The organism is Butyrivibrio sp. Su6 (assembly GCF_900108105.1).
In the GTDB taxonomy this organism is placed as follows: domain Bacteria; phylum Bacillota; class Clostridia; order Lachnospirales; family Lachnospiraceae; genus Butyrivibrio.
Map to the genome: position 1 here is coordinate 56,320 of NZ_FNUR01000010.1, position 16,545 is coordinate 72,864.

Consider the following 16,545-nt stretch of genomic DNA (forward strand, 5'->3'; position numbering starts at 1 on the left):
TGACGCACTTTAAAAACAAAGCATTTTATATTATCATAGTAAATGTGTATTTTTTAATAATAAGAAAAAGGAAAAAGTCATGAATAGATTATTTTGTGTAATTCCCTGCTATAACGAACAGGAAGTTCTTCCGGAAACTTCAAAAAGGCTTGAGGCAAAGTTAAGAGACCTTATTGCTGCCGGAAAAATTTCAGATGATAGCAGGATTCTTTTTGTAAATGATGGTTCTAAGGACAATACCTGGAATATCATAAAAGAGCTTCATGAGAAAAATGAGATTTTTCAGGGAATCAATCTTTCAAAAAATATGGGACATCAGAATGCTCTTTTAGCCGGGCTTATGACAGCCAAGGATCTGTGTGATGCAGCAATCTCTCTTGATGCCGACCTTCAGGATGATATAAATGCCATAGACGGAATGGTTGATAAGTTTATTGACGGATGTGACGTTGTTTATGGAGTTAGGTCCAAAAGAGCTACTGATACTTTCTTTAAAAAGTTTACAGCAGAGTCTTTTTATAAGCTTATGAATTCCATGGGTGCAAACACAGTGTACAATCATGCGGATTATAGACTTATGAGCAGACGTGCCCTTATGGCACTTGCTGAATTTGGTGAGGTTAATCTTTTCCTTCGCGGCATTGTGCCAATGGTAGGCTTTAATACTGATGTTGTTTACTATGAGAGAGCAGAGAGATTTGCCGGTGAGAGCAAGTACCCTCTTAAAAAGATGCTGAGTTTTGCAATTGAGGGAATTACCAGCCTTAGTACAAAACCAATAAAGCTCATCACGGGGCTTGGATTTTTTATCTTCTTCGTTAGCATAGTTGTTCTTATCTATTCACTTGTAAGACACTTTACAGGCCAGACAATTCCGGGATGGACTACAACAGTTCTCTCTGTATGGGCGATTGGAGGCCTTATCATGATCTCTCTTGGTGTAATAGGAGAGTATGTTGGTAAGATATATCTCGAGACTAAGAACAGACCAAGATTTATCATCGAGTCTTATGTCGGCGATAAAGAGGATATGGAGACATCTGAGTATGTCTATAAGAGATAATTTCAATCATTATAGATTGTCATTGCTTTATGAATAATATGTATGGTAGGAGATTTATTAAAAATGGCAAAGAAACCAGAAGAGTTTAAAAAGCAGATGGAAGACAATATGAAGGCTGCGCCAAATCCCAATTCACATGTAAAAAAAGTGATTGGAATCGTAAGTGGTAAGGGCGGCGTTGGGAAGAGCCTTGTTACAGGTCTTTCAGCAGTGGCTATGAATAAAAAAGGCTTTAAGACAGCAATCATGGATGCTGATATAACAGGTCCATCTATCCCCAAGATGTTTGGAATCGGCAAGTTCAATGTTGGAGATGAGACAGGTCTTTTACCTGCTACAACTGCTAAGGGCACTAAGGTGATGTCACTTAATATGCTCGTTGAAAATGAGACAGATCCTGTAGTTTGGAGAGGCCCTGTAATTGCAGGCATTGTAAAACAGTTCTGGTCTGATGTTAACTGGTCAGATGTGGACTTTATGTTTGTGGATATGCCACCAGGAACAGGTGATGTACCGCTTACAGTTTTCCAGTCACTTCCTGTTGATGGAATAATTGTTGTATCAACTCCTCAGGATTTGGTTGAGATGATCGTTGAAAAAGCTATCAATATGGCCAATATGATGAACGTTCCTGTTCTTGGAATCGTAGAAAACATGAGCTATATGAAGTGCCCACACTGCGGCGAAGCTATAAATATTTTTGGAGACAGCAAGATTGAGAGCTATGCTGCTTCTAATGGTATAGATATTCTTGGAAGGATTCCTCTTGATCCTGACATTGCAGGACTTTGCGACAATGGAAAGATTGAGGAAATCTCAGAGGACTATCTTGAAAGCCTTGCATATATTCTTGAGGGAATGGCAGAGCAATAAAAATAGCATTATCTGTATATTAAAGTAGCTGAGGAAATCATATATGAAAATGAGACCTGAGAAAAACCAGGTAACCTGGGCAATTACTATATTTGTTTTAGCTGTGGCACTTATGCTGGCTTACTATATCATTTTTGATGGAACCACGCTGGCAAGATCAATTGGCGGAGTGATTGATTCTCTTTCCGGAATCATAATAGGTATAGTTATTGCATTTGTCTTGTTACCGCTCCTGGAGGGAATTGAGGAAAAGATACTTTATCCATTCTTTAAGCTCATAGGAAAAGAGACATCTGAATTCGATAAAAAAGATAAAAAGAGAAGAGGTCAGATAAGGAAAATAGCAGTTCTTTTGACTATGATAATCTTCATGCTGATTGTTTACAGTCTGTTCAGGATCATCATCCCGCAGCTTGTTGACAGTATCAAGGAGATTGCAACAAACCTTCCTATCTATGTTAAGAACGTGGATGAGTATTCAAACTTATTTTTGAGCAATAATCCTGATCTTCAGAAGATCATTGATTCTCAGCTGGATGCTTATTATGAGAACCTGAGTGAGTTTTTGACGAAAAAGCTTATCCCAATGATGCCAAACGTAAATACAATAGTGAAAGTGGCTTCAAAGAGTGTTTTCTCTATCGTAGGTGGTATCATAAATCTGATAGTCGGCATAATTGTGGCTATCTATGTGCTTAACTCAAAAGAAAAGTTCACGACAGTAGGCAAAAAAATGGCCTATTCTTTATTTAAGGAGAATTTTGCCAATGAACTGATCGGTGGATTTAGATTTACCAAGACTACATTTGAGAACTTTATTGGCGGCAAGATCATTGATTCACTTATAATCGGTGTTATCTGCTATATAGGAGCACTGCTTCTTAAGATTGATTATCCGGTGCTTATTTCGGTTATTGTAGGCGTGACTAACATAATTCCTTTCTTTGGCCCGTATATCGGAGGAATAGCAGGAGCTCTTTTACTGGTGCTCATTGACCCAATCGAGGCGCTGATATTCCTTATATTTGTAATCGTGCTTCAGCAGTTTGACGGCAATATCTTAGGACCTATGATCCTTGGAAGCTCAACAGGTCTTTCAAGTTTCTGGGTTATCTTTTCAATCACATTGTTTGGCGGAATGTGGGGAATTGTTGGATGGCTAATCGGTGTGCCTATCTTTGCTGTGTTCTATGCACTTGTGGGATGGATCACAAATATTCTTTTGGAAAAGAGAAATCTTAGTACAAACACAGAGGACTATTATGATCTGGCATACATTGAGGATAAACAGTATAAGCCTTTGAGTGATAAAGAGAACGTTAAGTTCAATGCCAGCAAGGAGGCAGATACCTTCAAAAAGATCTTTAATGTGGATGGCATAAAAGAAGCTGCAAGGCAGAAGAAAGTTGCAAAGACTGATAAAATCAAGGAACAAACTGAAAAGAAAGACGTATAAAAAAGAGTTTTGTTGTTTCATTAATGCTTGACGAACGTTTTTAAAGGGTTATAATGATATTTATTAGCGCTTTGACGTATTAAAGTCTAAAAGGGGATGAAGATTATGAGTAAAAAAAATTTAGATTGGGCAAACATTGGATTTGGCTACATGGTAGCAGATAAGAGATATGTGTCAAACTTCAAGGATGGTAAGTGGGATGACGGATGCCTTACAGAGGACTCAAAAGTTGTTTTGAGCGAGGATTCAGGAGTTCTTCATTATGCGCAGGAATGTTTTGAAGGATTAAAGGCTTACGAGACAGAAGATGGCAAGATCGTTACTTTCAGACCTGACCTCAATGCCAAGAGAATGGTAGATTCAGCAAAGAGACTTGAGATGCCTCCTTTCCCTGAAGACAGATTCATAAAGGCTGTAGAAGAAGTTGTTGCAGCTAACAGAGACTGGGTTCCTCCTTATGGAAGCGGAGCAACACTTTACATCAGACCTGTAATGTTTGCAACAGGTAATGTTATCGGTGTTAAACCTGCTGATGAGTATCAGTTCAGAATCTTTGTCACTCCTGTAGGCCCATATTTTAAGGGCGGCGCAAAGCCAATCGTTGTTAAGATAAGTGATTTTGACAGAGCAGCACCACACGGAACAGGAAATATCAAGGCAGGTCTTAACTATGCTATGAGCTTACATGCTATCGTTACAGCTCATGAAGAAGGTTTTGCTGAAAATGTATATCTTGATGCAGAATCAAGAACATATATTGAGGAGACAGGCGGAGCAAACATCATCTTTGTTACAAAGGATGGAGGACTCGTAGTTCCACAGTCACACACAGATTCAATTCTTCCATCTATCACAAGAAGATCAATTGTTTATGTTGCAAGAGAAATTCTTGGTCTTAATGTTGAGGAGAGACCGGTTAAGCTTTCAGAGGTAGATGATTTTGCAGAGATGGGACTTTGCGGAACAGCTGCTGTTATCAGCCCTGTTGGCAAGATCAATGACCATGGCAGAGAAATCTGCTTCCCAAGCGGAATGGACGAGATGGGACCAGTTATCAAAAAGCTTTATGACACACTTACAGGAATTCAGATGGGCACTGTTGAGGCTCCAGAAGGCTGGATCCATGTGATTGAGTAATAGAGAGTTGTCTTAGAAATGATGAAGGGGCTGTCACACTAAATTAGTGCGACAGCCTTATTTTGTGTTACAATACAAGTTATGAATTAAGTGAAAACGGGGATGAAACTTTGATAGCATATGTGAATGGAATTTTGGAAAGTATTGAAGAGGGAAATGCTGTAGTTGATGTAAATGGCGTTGGCTACAATGTGAATATATCCGGATCTACCATGGACAGGATGCCTGGAATTGGAGAGGCGGTTAAACTCTACACTTATACCAATGTAAAAGAGGACGCTTTTACACTGTTTGGTTTTCTTTCAAGGGATGAGCTTAATCTTTTTAAAATGCTCATTACTGTAAATGGCATAGGACCTAAGGGAGGCCTTGCTATTTTGTCGGTTATGACGCCTGATGATCTGAGGTTTGCAATTATTGCAGGGGACAGCGGCGCAATTTCCAAAGCTCCCGGAGTCGGCAAAAAGACAGCAGAGAGGATTACTCTTGAACTCAGGGATAAAATAAAGGCAACAGAAGACAGTATGCTTGCTTCTGCGGCAGGGCTTTCTTCATCAGACATTGGAGATTCTGAGAGTCCTGCAAGAGATGAGGCTGTGGCAGCGCTTGTTTCTCTCGGATATAATGCGACGGATGCAACAAAGGCCGTTAGAAAGGTCCTTTCCGTTAATCCGGAAATGTCAGGTGACACTGAGCTTATCTTAAAACAGGCATTAAAAGAGATGTTCTGATAATGAAATATGAGATTTTTTATAGATTTAATTCATAACAGGGAAGAATTGTATGGAAAAACGTAAGATAGTAACAAATGCCAGGGGAGTAGATACTCAGGAAAACGCAGAGGATGCTAAGATAGAAGGCTCACTCAGGCCAAGGAACCTTGATTCATATATTGGTCAAAAGAAAATAAAGGAGAGCCTCAAGATATATATAGAGGCAGCAAAGGGAAGAGGCGAGAGCCTGGATCACCTTCTTTTTTATGGGCCTCCCGGACTTGGAAAGACGACACTTGCCAGCATTATTGCAAATGAGATGGGGGTTAATATAAAGATTACTTCAGGTCCTGCCATAGAAAAGCCCGGTGATATGGCTGCTATACTCAACAATCTGCAGGAGGGAGATGTCCTTTTTGTAGATGAAATCCACAGACTAAACAGGCAGGTTGAGGAAGTTCTTTATCCTGCTATGGAAGATTACTGTATTGATATCATGATAGGAAAAGGGCCCACAGCAAGGTCTATAAGACTTGACCTTCCACATTTTACTCTGATTGGAGCAACAACAAGGGCAGGAATGCTCTCAGCGCCTCTCCGTGACAGATTCGGAATGATCCATAGGATGGAATTTTATGATATTGATGAGCTTTGCGCTATCATCAGACAGTCTGCCAAAGTTTTGAACGTTGATGTTGATCCTAATGGAGCAAAAGAGATGGCTAGAAGGAGCCGTGGAACACCTCGTCTTGCCAACAGGATACTTAAGAGAGTAAGAGATTTTGCCCAGGTAAGGTATGATGGTTCCATAACAGAAGAGGTTGCCAATGTGGCTTTGGACCTTATGGATGTAGATAAGCTCGGTCTTGACCATACTGACAGAAATATTCTTTTGACTATGATAAATAAGTTTGGTGGTGGCCCTGTGGGGCTTGATACTCTTGCGGCCGCAATAGGTGAGGATTCCGGCACTATTGAAGACGTCTATGAGCCATATCTTATAAAGAATGGACTTATTAACAGAACGCCCAGGGGAAGAGTTGTAACAGATGAGGCTTATCATCATTTAGGGCTTGAAAACCCAAGCGATGGCGATATATAATCAATGAAGTATACATCGTAATAATTCGATAATTAATTTGTGTTCGGGGGGAGTTTAAATGGCATCCAAGACAGATACCGAAGTTATCATTGGCGGGAAAGTTTTTACCTTAAGCGGATATGAAAGTGAAGAGTATCTGCAGAAGGTTGCTTCATATATCAACAATAAAATTGCTGAATATAATAAGATTGATGGTTTCAAGAGGCAGCCGATTGATACTCAAAATGTCCTGCTGCAGCTCAACATTGCAGATGATTATTTCAAATCTAAAAAGCAGATTGAGCTTATGGAAGAGCAGCTTTCAGAAAAAGAAAAAGAGCTATATGATCTGAAGCACGAGCTTATTGCAACTCAGATCAAGCTTGAGAATACTGAAAAGAACAGTAAGAGCCTGCAGACTAAGCTTGATGATTCATCCAAAAAGATCATTCAGCTTGAGACTCAGGTCAAAGGAACAGGAAGTAAAAAGTGATTGTTTAGGCTGTCTGATGACAGCCTATTTTTGAGTTAAAAGATATTATGAAGAAAGTAGAATTACTTGCCCCGGCCGGGGGCTATGAAACAATGGTTGGCGCCTTTAATGCAGGTGCTGATGCCGTTTATCTTGGTGGAGCGAAATTTGGCGCCAGAGCTTACGCTGATAATTTTGATACTCAGCAGGTTTTGGACGCTATTTCTTATGCACATTTATTCGGCAAAAAAATCTATATGACTGTGAACACTCTTGTAAAAGAGAGAGAATACAGTGAGTTATACGATTTTATGCTCCCTTTTGCAGAGAAAAAGCTTGATGGAGTTATTGTTCAGGATCTTGGAGTTATGAAACTAATAAGAGACGAATTCCCGGATATTGAACTTCATGCAAGTACACAGGCGACTGTAACAGGTGTAAATGGTGCCAGACTCTTAAAAGAACTTGGCTGTGTAAGAGTCGTTCCTGCAAGAGAGCTTAGCCTTATGGAGATGAAAGAGATAAGGGAAAAGGCTGATGTGGAAGTAGAAGCCTTTATTCATGGTGCAATGTGTTACTGCTATTCTGGAATGTGTCTTTTTAGCAGTATGGTTGGAACCAGAAGCGGCAACAGAGGCAGATGTGCACAGCCCTGCAGACTGCCGTATTCTCTTGCAGGCACGAAGGCTAAAGAGCAGTATCCTCTTAGTCTTAAGGATATGTGCACTGTTTCCATTATTCCTGAACTAATTGAAGCCGGAATAGATTCTTTTAAGATTGAAGGAAGAATGAAACGCCCTGAATATGCTGCCGGCGTGACATCTATCTACCGCAAATATATCGATCTGTATTATAAAGAGCCTACGGCGCATCATGAGATTTCCAAAGAGGATATGGAGGTACTAAGTTCTCTTTATTTAAGGTCTCAGATCAGTCAGGGGTATTATCACAAGCACAACGGCAAGGACATGGTAACTCTTGATTCTCCGTCTTATAACGGCACGTCAGATAAGGTGCTTTCTGATGTAAAAGAGAAATATCTTGATAAAGAGCTGAAACTTAAATGTAAGCTTAGCTGCAGGCTTTGCGTTGGAGAAGAGGCATCTCTTATTATGTCTCTTGTTCATAGTGGGCAGGAGATTGTTCTTGAAACACATGGCAACAAAGTTCAGGAGGCTTCAAAGCGTCCTATGGACAAGGAAAGCGTTCTTAAACAGCTTTCAAAGTTTGGCGGCACAGCATTTGAACCTGAGAAAATTGATATAGATATAGATGATCGCGGAAGTGGAAAGGGCATTTTTATTCCTGTAAGTGAGCTCAATGAACTTAGAAGGAATCTATGTGATCAGATGATTGCATGCATTACTGAGCCGGATAACGACTCTGCTGCTATGAAGGTAACAAAAGAAAACGCAGATGAGCTTGAAAGTAAGGTATCTGAACTACCTGATCACAAGCCTTGTCTTCACGTTCTTGTTAATACAACACAGCAGCTTAAGAGTGCGCTTGAGGTTCAGAGCGAAAAACATAATATATCCAGAATCTATATTGACAGCAATCTTGTTTTGGGAAGTGATGGCTCTTTTGACGGCAATGGAGCTGAGATTTTTGTGGCGCTTCCTTATATGACAAGGCATGAAAACTTTGATGGAACTCTTGATATTGAAAAAATAGCAGATTCTGCTATGGCGAAGGGGGCTTCAGGGCTTCTTGTGCGCAATCTTGAACAGCTTGGAATACTTAAGTTTAGAGGATATACAGGTAAGATTGTCCTTGATTATGGTATGTATATTTGGAATGAGCAGGCAGCTTCCATGATAAAAGATATGGTATCAGAAGTGTCTGTTCCCCTGGAGCTTACTATTCATGAGGCAGCTGAAGTAACAGATAAAGTCAGGAAAAACCTTGGTATTCCTGTATCCTTTAATGTTTATGGATACGCTCCAATGATGATAAGTGCAGGGTGTGTTAAAAAAACACTTGATAAATGCAGCGGTAATCAGGGAAAAATATCGGTTTCTCAAACTGCTATTGTAGACAGAATGGGCAATGAGCTTAAGATAACAACAAATTGCCGTAATTGTTACAATGTTATTTGGAATGCACTTCCAACATCGCTTCATAAAAAGATGGAGAATATTGCTGGAAGATTTTCTTTTGACAATTACAGAGTAGATCTGACAGTTGAGGATAGTGCAGCATCATTAAAAGTCCTTAACGGTTATTCAGACTTTTTGAGAAATGGTGCTATAGGCAAAGAGTTTGATAATCTCAAATTTACAACCGGGCATTTTAAACGCGGAGTAGAATAGACTAATGGAATTATACGTAACTGAAATATCAAAATATGTAATTGCTTTTCTTATGTTTTTATATACTTTGGAGGCATTTGTTGCATTTAGATGGCGTACTGAAAAAAAGAGAACAGGACTATATATCAGGCAGATCATATTGATGTTCGCGGTTCAGATCGCATGTTTTGTTCAGATAATGGCAAGGACCGGAAAGCCGGTTTACCTGTTTTTCTTTGCCTTTCAGATAATTGCCTTTTCATCTGTCCTTCTTTTGTTTTATGTTATCTATCCTGACGGAAACAGGCTTATCATAAACAACAGTTGTATGCTCATGATGATAGGTCTTATCATGCTTACAAGACTGTCCTATGACAGGGCTGTGAAGCAGTTCTTTATTATTGTCGCTTCATTCGTAGTGGGCTTTATTGTGCCTGAGATCATATTCAGATTTGAGTTCCTTAAGAAATTCACATGGATATATGCGGCTATGGGCGTCGTGGCAATAGGAATAGTTCTTCTTTTGGGAGCTGTCACTAATGGATCCAAAATTTCCTACACAATTGGCGGCATAACACTTCAGCCCTCTGAATTTGTTAAGATCCTCTTCTTGTTCTTTATGGCAGGAGCTCTTGATAGTGCAGAGAATATCTGGCAGCTATTTCTTGCTTCAGCGGTAGCTGCAATACATGTAATAATCCTGGTTTTGTCAAAAGACCTGGGAAGTGCCCTTATCTTTTTTGTGATTTATCTGGCACTTATATATATATCAACAGAGAATATCGGGTATTTGGCCATGGGGCTTTCTTTTGGAGCACTGGCAAGTGTGATCGCATATAAGCTCTTTTCTCATATTCAGGTCAGGGTTCAGGCATGGCTTGATCCTTTCTCAGATATCGAATCAACAGGTTATCAATTATCACAGTCCCTTTTTGGTATAAGTTCAGGCGGATGGTTTGGACTTGGCCTTTATGGAGGAACACCAAAGTCAATTCCATTTGTAGAGCAGGACTTTATTTTTTCTGCCATAGCAGAGGAAATGGGAGTTATTTTTGCTGTGCTCATGGCACTTATCTGTGTCAGCACATTTATTGAGATCATGAGACTTGGCTATTTTCTTAGAGATACATATTACAGACTTATAGTCTGCGGAATTGGAGTGGCCTATATTTTTCAGACTTTCCTTACAATTGGCGGCGGATCAAAGTTTATTCCGCTTACGGGTGTAACACTGCCATTTGTGAGCTATGGCGGCTCATCTGTGCTCGTAACAATAATGATGATCATGATAACACAGGGAATCTTTATGATCAGAACAGATGAGAGATATGAAGCTATTGAAAGAATGAAGAGGCGCAGAGAAAATGAGAGAAGAAAAGAATACTAACAGGAAGAAGATAAGATCATATCCAATCATTGTGCTTTCTGTGTTCTATGCTGTCTTGTTCGGGGCTATGCTTGGTTATATCTGCTACTATTCATACTCAAACAGACAGACCCTTATGAATAACAGTTTCAATACAAGACAGGCAATTCTTTTGGCACAGAATTCAAGAGGAAAGATCCTTTCAAGGGATGGAGAAGTCCTGGCTTATACAGAGGAAGCAGAGGATGGAACGGAAACAAGAATCTATCCCTATGAAAAAGAATTTGCTCATGTAGTTGGCTATGCAACAAACGGTAAGGCAGGAATAGAAGCGCTTGCCAACTACTATCTTATCAATACAAGTATAGATCTTTCCGAGAAAGTAAAGCTTGATGCTACAGGTGCTAAGTATCCGGGTGACAATGTTGTGAGCACTTTGGATGTAACTCTACAGGAAGTAGCTTACAATGCGCTTTCTGCAAGAAAAGGAGCAATAGTAGTATCTAATCCTAAAACCGGTGAGATATTGGCGATGGTATCAAAACCAGATTTTGATCCCAATTCCATAGCTCAGGAGTGGGATAGCCTTTTGGCTGATAAATCCACTGATGCAAAGCTGTTAAACAGAGCAACTCAGGGCCTTTACCCTCCTGGATCAACATTTAAGATCATTACATCACTTGCTTACTTAAAAGATCACCCTACAGATTATGCTAATTACAGATATACATGTTCCGGAAGCTTTAGTGTTGGAACAGATAAGATTTCCTGCTACCATGGACAGGTTCACGGCAGCCTTGACCTTTTTACATCCTTTGCTGAATCCTGTAATTCATCATTTGCCAACATAGGTATGGGCGTATCCGGAAAGTCTTTTAGCACTACATTAGATGACCTTATGTTTGGTCAGGAACTACCTTTGGAAGTTCTATATTCAAAGAGCAGTGCTGAGTATTCCGATGACATGTCAAATGCAGATAAAATGCAGCTTTCCATTGGTCAGGGAACAACTTCTGTAACGCCAATGCATATGAATATGATCACTTGTGCTGTGGCCAATGACGGAGTCCTTATGAAGCCTTGTTTCTATACTCAGGTTAAGAGTGAAGAGGGAAAGGTTGTTGAGAATGTTTCTTTTGAAAAATATAAGAGACTTATGTCTTCTGAGGAGTCAGCTATTTTAAAGAAAATGATGGAGCAGGTTGTTCAAACAGGAACAGCCAGCAAGCTAAAGGGTTTATCCTATAGCGCTGCAGGTAAGACAGGCTCTGCTGAGTTTAATTCTCAGTCAGATTCCCATGCCTGGTTTACAGGATATGCTCCTGCTGAAGATCCGCAGATCTGCGTGACGATCATAGTTGAAAATGCAGGAAGCGGCGGAAGCTACGCAGTTCCTATCGCTAAGCGTATTTTTGACGCATATTTTGGAGTGGAGTGATCTGCCCGTAAAAAAGTATAATAATCAGCTCTAATATGTTAGAATTGATTGTAAATTATATATATGAATTAAAAAGTTTTTCCTTGGGAGTTGAGATGAAAAAAAGAGGATTCTGTGAGTTTTATAAGGATCTGTATTGGGGAGCTTCTGTAAATAACAAGGCACTGGTCAAATGGAAACTAAAACATGGAGCGGGGCAGCTTTCTATTTTTTGTGTTACAAGAGCCTTGAATACAAGTGACCAGCTTGATATTGTGCACTGTGCTTTCTTAAAACAGGCTTATTTTAAAGCGCATCCTTCCTATATTTATGGAATTGCTACCAGCCATGATGAGGCGGTTGACCTGGTACTCAGAATTTCGCAGGAAGCATCTATGGCTGGCATGGACGGAAGACTTATTGATTATCTTGATAGCAGAGAAAGTAATAATTCGCAGAGCTTATCTTGAAATAAGAAAAATTAATTGACGGGGATTTTTATGTTGGCGGGTGTATTAACATTTTTGAAGATATTAGGGATTATTCTGCTTTGTGTAATTGGATTTATCCTTATTCTTTTACTTCTTATCCTGTTTGTTCCTGTCAGATACAGGATTGACAGTTTAATACCGAGAACAGATCTGGAAAAGGAATTTGATGTAGAAAAAATATATGCCAAGGTGTCATTTTCCTGGCTCCTTCACATTTTAAGCGGTGGAATAGTATATCCGGAGAACAAGCAATTTGAAGTCAGATTATTTGGCATCAGGATTTTTCCTTTAAGGAAAAAGAAGGAAAAGGCCGATAATAAAGATAATAAAGATGAGAGTAAACCTTCTGGCGGCGTTGTAGAAATGAGCAATATTCCTGAAAATGATCATGTGGAGGAGGCTAAGGAAGAAGCAGATTCTGTAGAAACAGATACAGTAGAAACAGATACAGCTGAAGCTTCAGAAAAAGAAGAGACAAATCCTTCTGATGAAGCTGCAGCCGGAAAAGAATCTGATGAAGAAGCTTCAGACGAGCCAAGATCATTTTTGGATGTACTTTGGAATATCATAGATAAGGTTACTAGTATTCTGGAAACGCCACAAAATGTGTTTGAAAAAATACAATATACAATATCTAGAGTTTGTGGTAAGATTAGTATGATTAAAACCACAATAGAGAACGACATCTTTAAGAGAGCATTTGGCCTCGTAAAGCGTAAACTTTTACGGATCATTAAGATGATCCTTCCTGACAAATGTAATATCCGATTAGGTCTTGGAACCGGGGACCCGGCACAGACTGCTGAGCTTGTAGGTATCTTTGGCGCCATGTATCCTTTTCTTTTTAACAAGGTCAGTTTTGAACCTGATTTTGATGAGAAAGTCATAGAAATGGATGCACATTTGAAGGGACACATCACAGTATTTACTATTGTTTACAGTGCGGCGGTCTGCTTTTTTAACAAAGATGTTAAAAAGGTAATCAGGCGCTTCAAAAAAATATTAAGATCGTAATAAAACTGATTATCTGGAGGGTATGATGGGAGAGAATAATTTTAACGGCGTAGTTGAGTCATTATTAAACGGAATGCATTCTGTAATTGAGGCCAAGACAGTAGTTGGTCAGCCTACTCAGGTTGGTGATACTATTGTTCTTCCTTTGGTAGATGTATCTTTTGGTGTTGGAGCCGGTGCTACATCTGCTGACAAGAAGAACGGCGGAACAGGCGGATTTGGTGCCAAGATGTCTCCAAGTGCAGTCCTTGTTATCAAGAATGGTTCCACAAAACTTGTTAATATCAAGAATCAGGATGCTGTTACAAAGGTCCTTGATCTCGTACCGGATATTGTGGATCGCTTTGCAAGCAAAAAAGAAAATATGATGGACGATGGCGAAGCGGTAGACATTGCTTTTCCTCAGGAAGACAATAAAGAGTAATGTTGTAAGAGCTGCCTTTTGACAAAAGTCCATATAGGCGGCAGTAGTAACGGGGGCAATTACTATGGTAGAAAAGAGAAATTTGGAAGAGATTATCTTAAACGGCACAGAGGATGATCTTTCAGAACTTCGCGTATGGCTTTTTAAAGAGAGTGTACGTCTTGAGAATCAGGAGAGTGCGCTGTCTGAGCGATATGCTCGTTTGGAAGCAGATGAGCAGGCTTTTAGAGACAGGATGGATATAGCAGAGAGAAAGCTTGAAACTGCATCAAAAAAACTTAATAATGACAAAGCTTTATTTGAACAGAGATTAAAAATCCTCAACAGCGGATTTGATCAGTTAAACAGCGATAAAAAGAAACTCGAGGCTGACTTTATCAGACTTGAGAGAGAAAAGATGTATCAGAGAGAAAATGAATATGATGCTCTGGATCTTCTTTTCAGGGGAGCCAACACTCCACTCACATTGAAAAAGAGATATAAAGACCTCATGAAAATGTTCCATCCTGACAACATAAGCGGAGATGCAGACATGGTTCGGCTTATAAATCAGGAATATGCTTCACTTTGCAGGCAGTATGACATGAGTGTTTTTAATTAAAAAATAATTTTGACAACATAGTATTTATATGATAACCTTTATCAAGTCATTGCCTGTCTTGGGCAATGACTTGTGTATGTTCTAAGGGGAAATGGTTATACAGTATTTATCAGGTGCTGTATGCTGACAGATCTTTTTGGCATTTCTGCCAGGAATTTCAAAGAGTAACTTGTAAAAAGAATTATCAAATTTGTAGAAAAAATTATTGACACAATCGAACACTTGTTTTAGTATGTTTATATACAGAACGAATGTTCTTAAAAGGAGATTGGTATGGAAAGAGAAGATAAACAAAAAGCATTAGAGGCAGCTCTTGGACAGATTGAAAAACAGTTCGGTAAGGGCGCTGTTATGAAGCTTGGCGACTCATCAGATACTATGAATATAGAAACTATCCCAACAGGATCACTTAGCCTTGATATCGCGCTTGGCCTTGGTGGTATTCCTAAGGGAAGAATTATTGAGATCTATGGACCTGAGTCCAGTGGTAAGACTACAGTTACACTGCATATGATAGCAGAAGTTCAGAAGCGCGGAGGCATTGCCGGATTCATCGATGCTGAGCATGCTCTTGATCCTGTATATGCTAAGAACATCGGTGTTGATGTTGATAACCTTTACATCTCACAGCCAGACAGTGGTGAGCAGGCTCTCGAGATCACAGAGACTATGGTACGTTCAGGTGCTATTGATATAGTTGTAGTTGACTCAGTTGCAGCCCTTGTTCCTAAGGCTGAAATTGACGGAGATATGGGTGATTCTCATGTGGGGCTTCAGGCAAGACTTATGTCACAGGCTCTTCGTAAACTTACTGCTGTTATCAGTAAGTCAAACTGTACAGTAGTATTTATCAACCAGCTTCGTGAAAAAGTTGGCGTTATGTTCGGTAATCCTGAGACAACAACAGGTGGACGTGCTCTTAAGTTCTATTCTTCAGTTCGTATGGATGTTCGTCGTATTGAGGCTATTAAACAGAACGGTGAGAACATCGGTAACAGAACAAGAGTCAAGGTGGTTAAGAACAAGATTGCGCCTCCATTCAAAGAGGCAGAGTTTGATATCATGTTTGGTAAGGGTATCTCAGCTACAGGTGATATTCTCGATCTTGCTGCAGGCGTTGATATTGTTAATAAGAGTGGTGCATGGTACCAGTATGAGGGAGAGAAGATTGGACAGGGCCGTGAGAATGCCAAGCTCTATCTTGAGAACAACCCTCAGATCAGAGACGATATCGAGGCAAAGGTTCGTGCGCACTACGGACTTCCTGTAGATAACTTCAGCAATGCAGCTGCGGCAAATACAGCTGCTGATGGTGATGATGAAGCAAAAGCGGCTAAGAAGAGCAAAGCTTCTAAATAATCAGATAAAAAATGTTAATCGGTGGTCGTAATGACCACCGATTCTTGTATAAATGAAAAACTGTAAAGAATTAGCATTTGATATTTTCAATGAGGAATGTTGGCATGATTATTTCAGATATAGTTGAATTTGATAAAAAGCGAAGCAAGGTATTCATAGATGGGGAATTTGCTTTTTTGCTTTATAAAGGCGAGCTTAGGGATTATAAGATAAAACTTGATGCTGAGTTGTCAGAGAATGCTTATGAAGAAATCACATCAGAACTACTTCCCAAAAGAGCTATCAAGAGAGCCATGAATCTTTTGCAAAAGAAGGACTATACTGAAAAAAAGCTTAGGGATAAGCTTTCTGAAGGTTTATATTCTGATGATGCCATTGATGCAGCAATTGAATATGTTAAATCATACAGATATTTAGATGACCACAGATTTGCAAGAGATTACATTGTTTATCATATCGAAAGCAGAAGTAAGAACAGAGTAATCCAGGATCTTTCTGCCAAAGGAATTGATAAACAGATTATTTTGGATATATTTGATGAGCTTGAAAGTGAAGGTCTTTTTGAAAGCGTTTCTGAAACTGAACTTAATCAGATAGAGCATTTATTGCAGAAAAAACACTACGATCCTGAAATGGAATATAAGGAAAAACAGAAGATTATGGCCTTTTTACTTAGAAAAGGGTACAGTATGGACCTTGTAAAAAAAGCAATGGATAACTTTTAATTTTTCTTTTAATTTTCTGATTTTATCCCATTTGCGCTTCTTGACACTGTCATTTATAAAAG

General features: G+C 39.4%; 16 protein-coding genes. All 16 read left to right on the forward strand.

Features of this window, described 5'->3' with window-relative positions; all coding sequences use genetic code 11:
- Positions 1-79 precede the first annotated feature (79 nt).
- The 16 genes from C4S54_RS11315 (at position 80) to C4S54_RS11390 (ending at position 16,483) form a co-directional block, all read left to right on the forward strand.
- Positions 80-1,063: a glycosyltransferase family 2 protein gene (locus C4S54_RS11315; RefSeq protein WP_103869632.1), complete on the forward strand. Its 984-nt coding sequence runs from the start codon at positions 80-82 to the stop codon at positions 1,061-1,063.
- 63 nt (positions 1,064-1,126) lie between these two features.
- The gene (locus tag C4S54_RS11320) at positions 1,127-1,936 is read left to right on the forward strand and encodes an Mrp/NBP35 family ATP-binding protein (protein WP_103869633.1); all 810 of its coding nucleotides are present in this window, start codon (positions 1,127-1,129) and stop codon (positions 1,934-1,936) included.
- Between the two features lie 43 nt (positions 1,937-1,979).
- Positions 1,980-3,392, forward strand: coding sequence for an AI-2E family transporter (locus C4S54_RS11325; protein ID WP_103869634.1), 1,413 nt, complete (start codon positions 1,980-1,982; stop codon positions 3,390-3,392).
- A 105-nt stretch (positions 3,393-3,497) separates the two neighbouring features.
- Complete coding sequence (locus C4S54_RS11330; RefSeq protein WP_103869635.1) at positions 3,498-4,529, forward strand: branched-chain amino acid aminotransferase; 1,032 nt, start codon at positions 3,498-3,500, stop codon at positions 4,527-4,529.
- A gap of 110 nt (positions 4,530-4,639) precedes the next feature.
- The gene (ruvA, locus tag C4S54_RS11335) at positions 4,640-5,260 is read left to right on the forward strand and encodes a Holliday junction branch migration protein RuvA (RefSeq protein ID WP_103869636.1); all 621 of its coding nucleotides are present in this window, start codon (positions 4,640-4,642) and stop codon (positions 5,258-5,260) included.
- A gap of 52 nt (positions 5,261-5,312) precedes the next feature.
- Positions 5,313-6,344 carry a Holliday junction branch migration DNA helicase RuvB gene (ruvB, locus tag C4S54_RS11340; RefSeq protein ID WP_103869637.1) on the forward strand — a complete coding sequence of 344 codons (1,032 nt, stop codon included), beginning with the start codon at positions 5,313-5,315 and terminating at the stop codon, positions 6,342-6,344.
- A gap of 58 nt (positions 6,345-6,402) precedes the next feature.
- Positions 6,403-6,816: a cell division protein ZapA gene (zapA, locus tag C4S54_RS11345; protein WP_103869638.1), complete on the forward strand. Its 414-nt coding sequence runs from the start codon at positions 6,403-6,405 to the stop codon at positions 6,814-6,816.
- Between the two features lie 47 nt (positions 6,817-6,863).
- Positions 6,864-9,107 (forward strand): peptidase U32 family protein, encoded by a 2,244-nt coding sequence (locus C4S54_RS11350; RefSeq protein ID WP_103869639.1) that lies wholly within the window; start codon positions 6,864-6,866, stop codon positions 9,105-9,107.
- A 4-nt stretch (positions 9,108-9,111) separates the two neighbouring features.
- Positions 9,112-10,473 (forward strand): FtsW/RodA/SpoVE family cell cycle protein, encoded by a 1,362-nt coding sequence (locus tag C4S54_RS11355; protein ID WP_103869640.1) that lies wholly within the window; start codon positions 9,112-9,114, stop codon positions 10,471-10,473.
- Positions 10,451-11,890, forward strand: coding sequence for a peptidoglycan D,D-transpeptidase FtsI family protein (locus C4S54_RS11360; protein ID WP_103869641.1), 1,440 nt, complete (start codon positions 10,451-10,453; stop codon positions 11,888-11,890). The genes C4S54_RS11355 and C4S54_RS11360 overlap by 23 nt, the downstream gene beginning before the upstream one ends.
- Before the next feature lie 95 nt (positions 11,891-11,985).
- Positions 11,986-12,339: a hypothetical protein gene (locus C4S54_RS11365; protein ID WP_103869642.1), complete on the forward strand. Its 354-nt coding sequence runs from the start codon at positions 11,986-11,988 to the stop codon at positions 12,337-12,339.
- A 54-nt stretch (positions 12,340-12,393) separates the two neighbouring features.
- The gene (locus C4S54_RS11370; protein WP_160110752.1) at positions 12,394-13,374 is read left to right on the forward strand and encodes a DUF2953 domain-containing protein; all 981 of its coding nucleotides are present in this window, start codon (positions 12,394-12,396) and stop codon (positions 13,372-13,374) included.
- 25 nt (positions 13,375-13,399) lie between these two features.
- Positions 13,400-13,798, forward strand: coding sequence for a GerW family sporulation protein (locus C4S54_RS11375; RefSeq protein WP_022776032.1), 399 nt, complete (start codon positions 13,400-13,402; stop codon positions 13,796-13,798).
- Positions 13,799-13,862: 64 nt separating this feature from the next.
- Positions 13,863-14,399, forward strand: a complete 537-nt coding sequence (locus C4S54_RS11380; RefSeq protein ID WP_103869644.1) for a hypothetical protein — start codon at positions 13,863-13,865, stop codon at positions 14,397-14,399.
- A gap of 273 nt (positions 14,400-14,672) precedes the next feature.
- On the forward strand, positions 14,673-15,758 hold the full coding sequence (gene recA / locus C4S54_RS11385) for a recombinase RecA (protein WP_103869645.1): 1,086 nt from the start codon (positions 14,673-14,675) through the stop codon (positions 15,756-15,758).
- Between the two features lie 104 nt (positions 15,759-15,862).
- Positions 15,863-16,483: a regulatory protein RecX gene (locus C4S54_RS11390; RefSeq protein ID WP_160110753.1), complete on the forward strand. Its 621-nt coding sequence runs from the start codon at positions 15,863-15,865 to the stop codon at positions 16,481-16,483.
- Positions 16,484-16,545: the final 62 nt, after the last annotated feature.

Excerpts from the sequence above, each read along its gene's own strand:
- C4S54_RS11315 (WP_103869632.1), top strand. The coding sequence starts at position 80 with ATGAATAGATTATTTTGTGTAATTCCCTGCTATAACGAACAGGAAGTT.
- C4S54_RS11320 (WP_103869633.1), top strand. The coding sequence starts at position 1,127 with ATGGCAAAGAAACCAGAAGAGTTTAAAAAGCAGATGGAAGACAATATG.
- C4S54_RS11325 (WP_103869634.1), top strand. The coding sequence starts at position 1,980 with ATGAAAATGAGACCTGAGAAAAACCAGGTAACCTGGGCAATTACTATA.
- C4S54_RS11330 (WP_103869635.1), top strand. The coding sequence starts at position 3,498 with ATGAGTAAAAAAAATTTAGATTGGGCAAACATTGGATTTGGCTACATG.
- ruvB (WP_103869637.1), top strand. The coding sequence starts at position 5,313 with ATGGAAAAACGTAAGATAGTAACAAATGCCAGGGGAGTAGATACTCAG.
- zapA (WP_103869638.1), top strand. The coding sequence starts at position 6,403 with ATGGCATCCAAGACAGATACCGAAGTTATCATTGGCGGGAAAGTTTTT.
- C4S54_RS11350 (WP_103869639.1), top strand. The coding sequence starts at position 6,864 with ATGAAGAAAGTAGAATTACTTGCCCCGGCCGGGGGCTATGAAACAATG.
- C4S54_RS11355 (WP_103869640.1), top strand. The coding sequence starts at position 9,112 with ATGGAATTATACGTAACTGAAATATCAAAATATGTAATTGCTTTTCTT.
- C4S54_RS11360 (WP_103869641.1), top strand. The coding sequence starts at position 10,451 with ATGAGAGAAGAAAAGAATACTAACAGGAAGAAGATAAGATCATATCCA.
- C4S54_RS11365 (WP_103869642.1), top strand. The coding sequence starts at position 11,986 with ATGAAAAAAAGAGGATTCTGTGAGTTTTATAAGGATCTGTATTGGGGA.
- C4S54_RS11375 (WP_022776032.1), top strand. The coding sequence starts at position 13,400 with ATGGGAGAGAATAATTTTAACGGCGTAGTTGAGTCATTATTAAACGGA.
- C4S54_RS11380 (WP_103869644.1), top strand. The coding sequence starts at position 13,863 with ATGGTAGAAAAGAGAAATTTGGAAGAGATTATCTTAAACGGCACAGAG.
- recA (WP_103869645.1), top strand. The coding sequence starts at position 14,673 with ATGGAAAGAGAAGATAAACAAAAAGCATTAGAGGCAGCTCTTGGACAG.
- C4S54_RS11390 (WP_160110753.1), top strand. The coding sequence starts at position 15,863 with ATGATTATTTCAGATATAGTTGAATTTGATAAAAAGCGAAGCAAGGTA.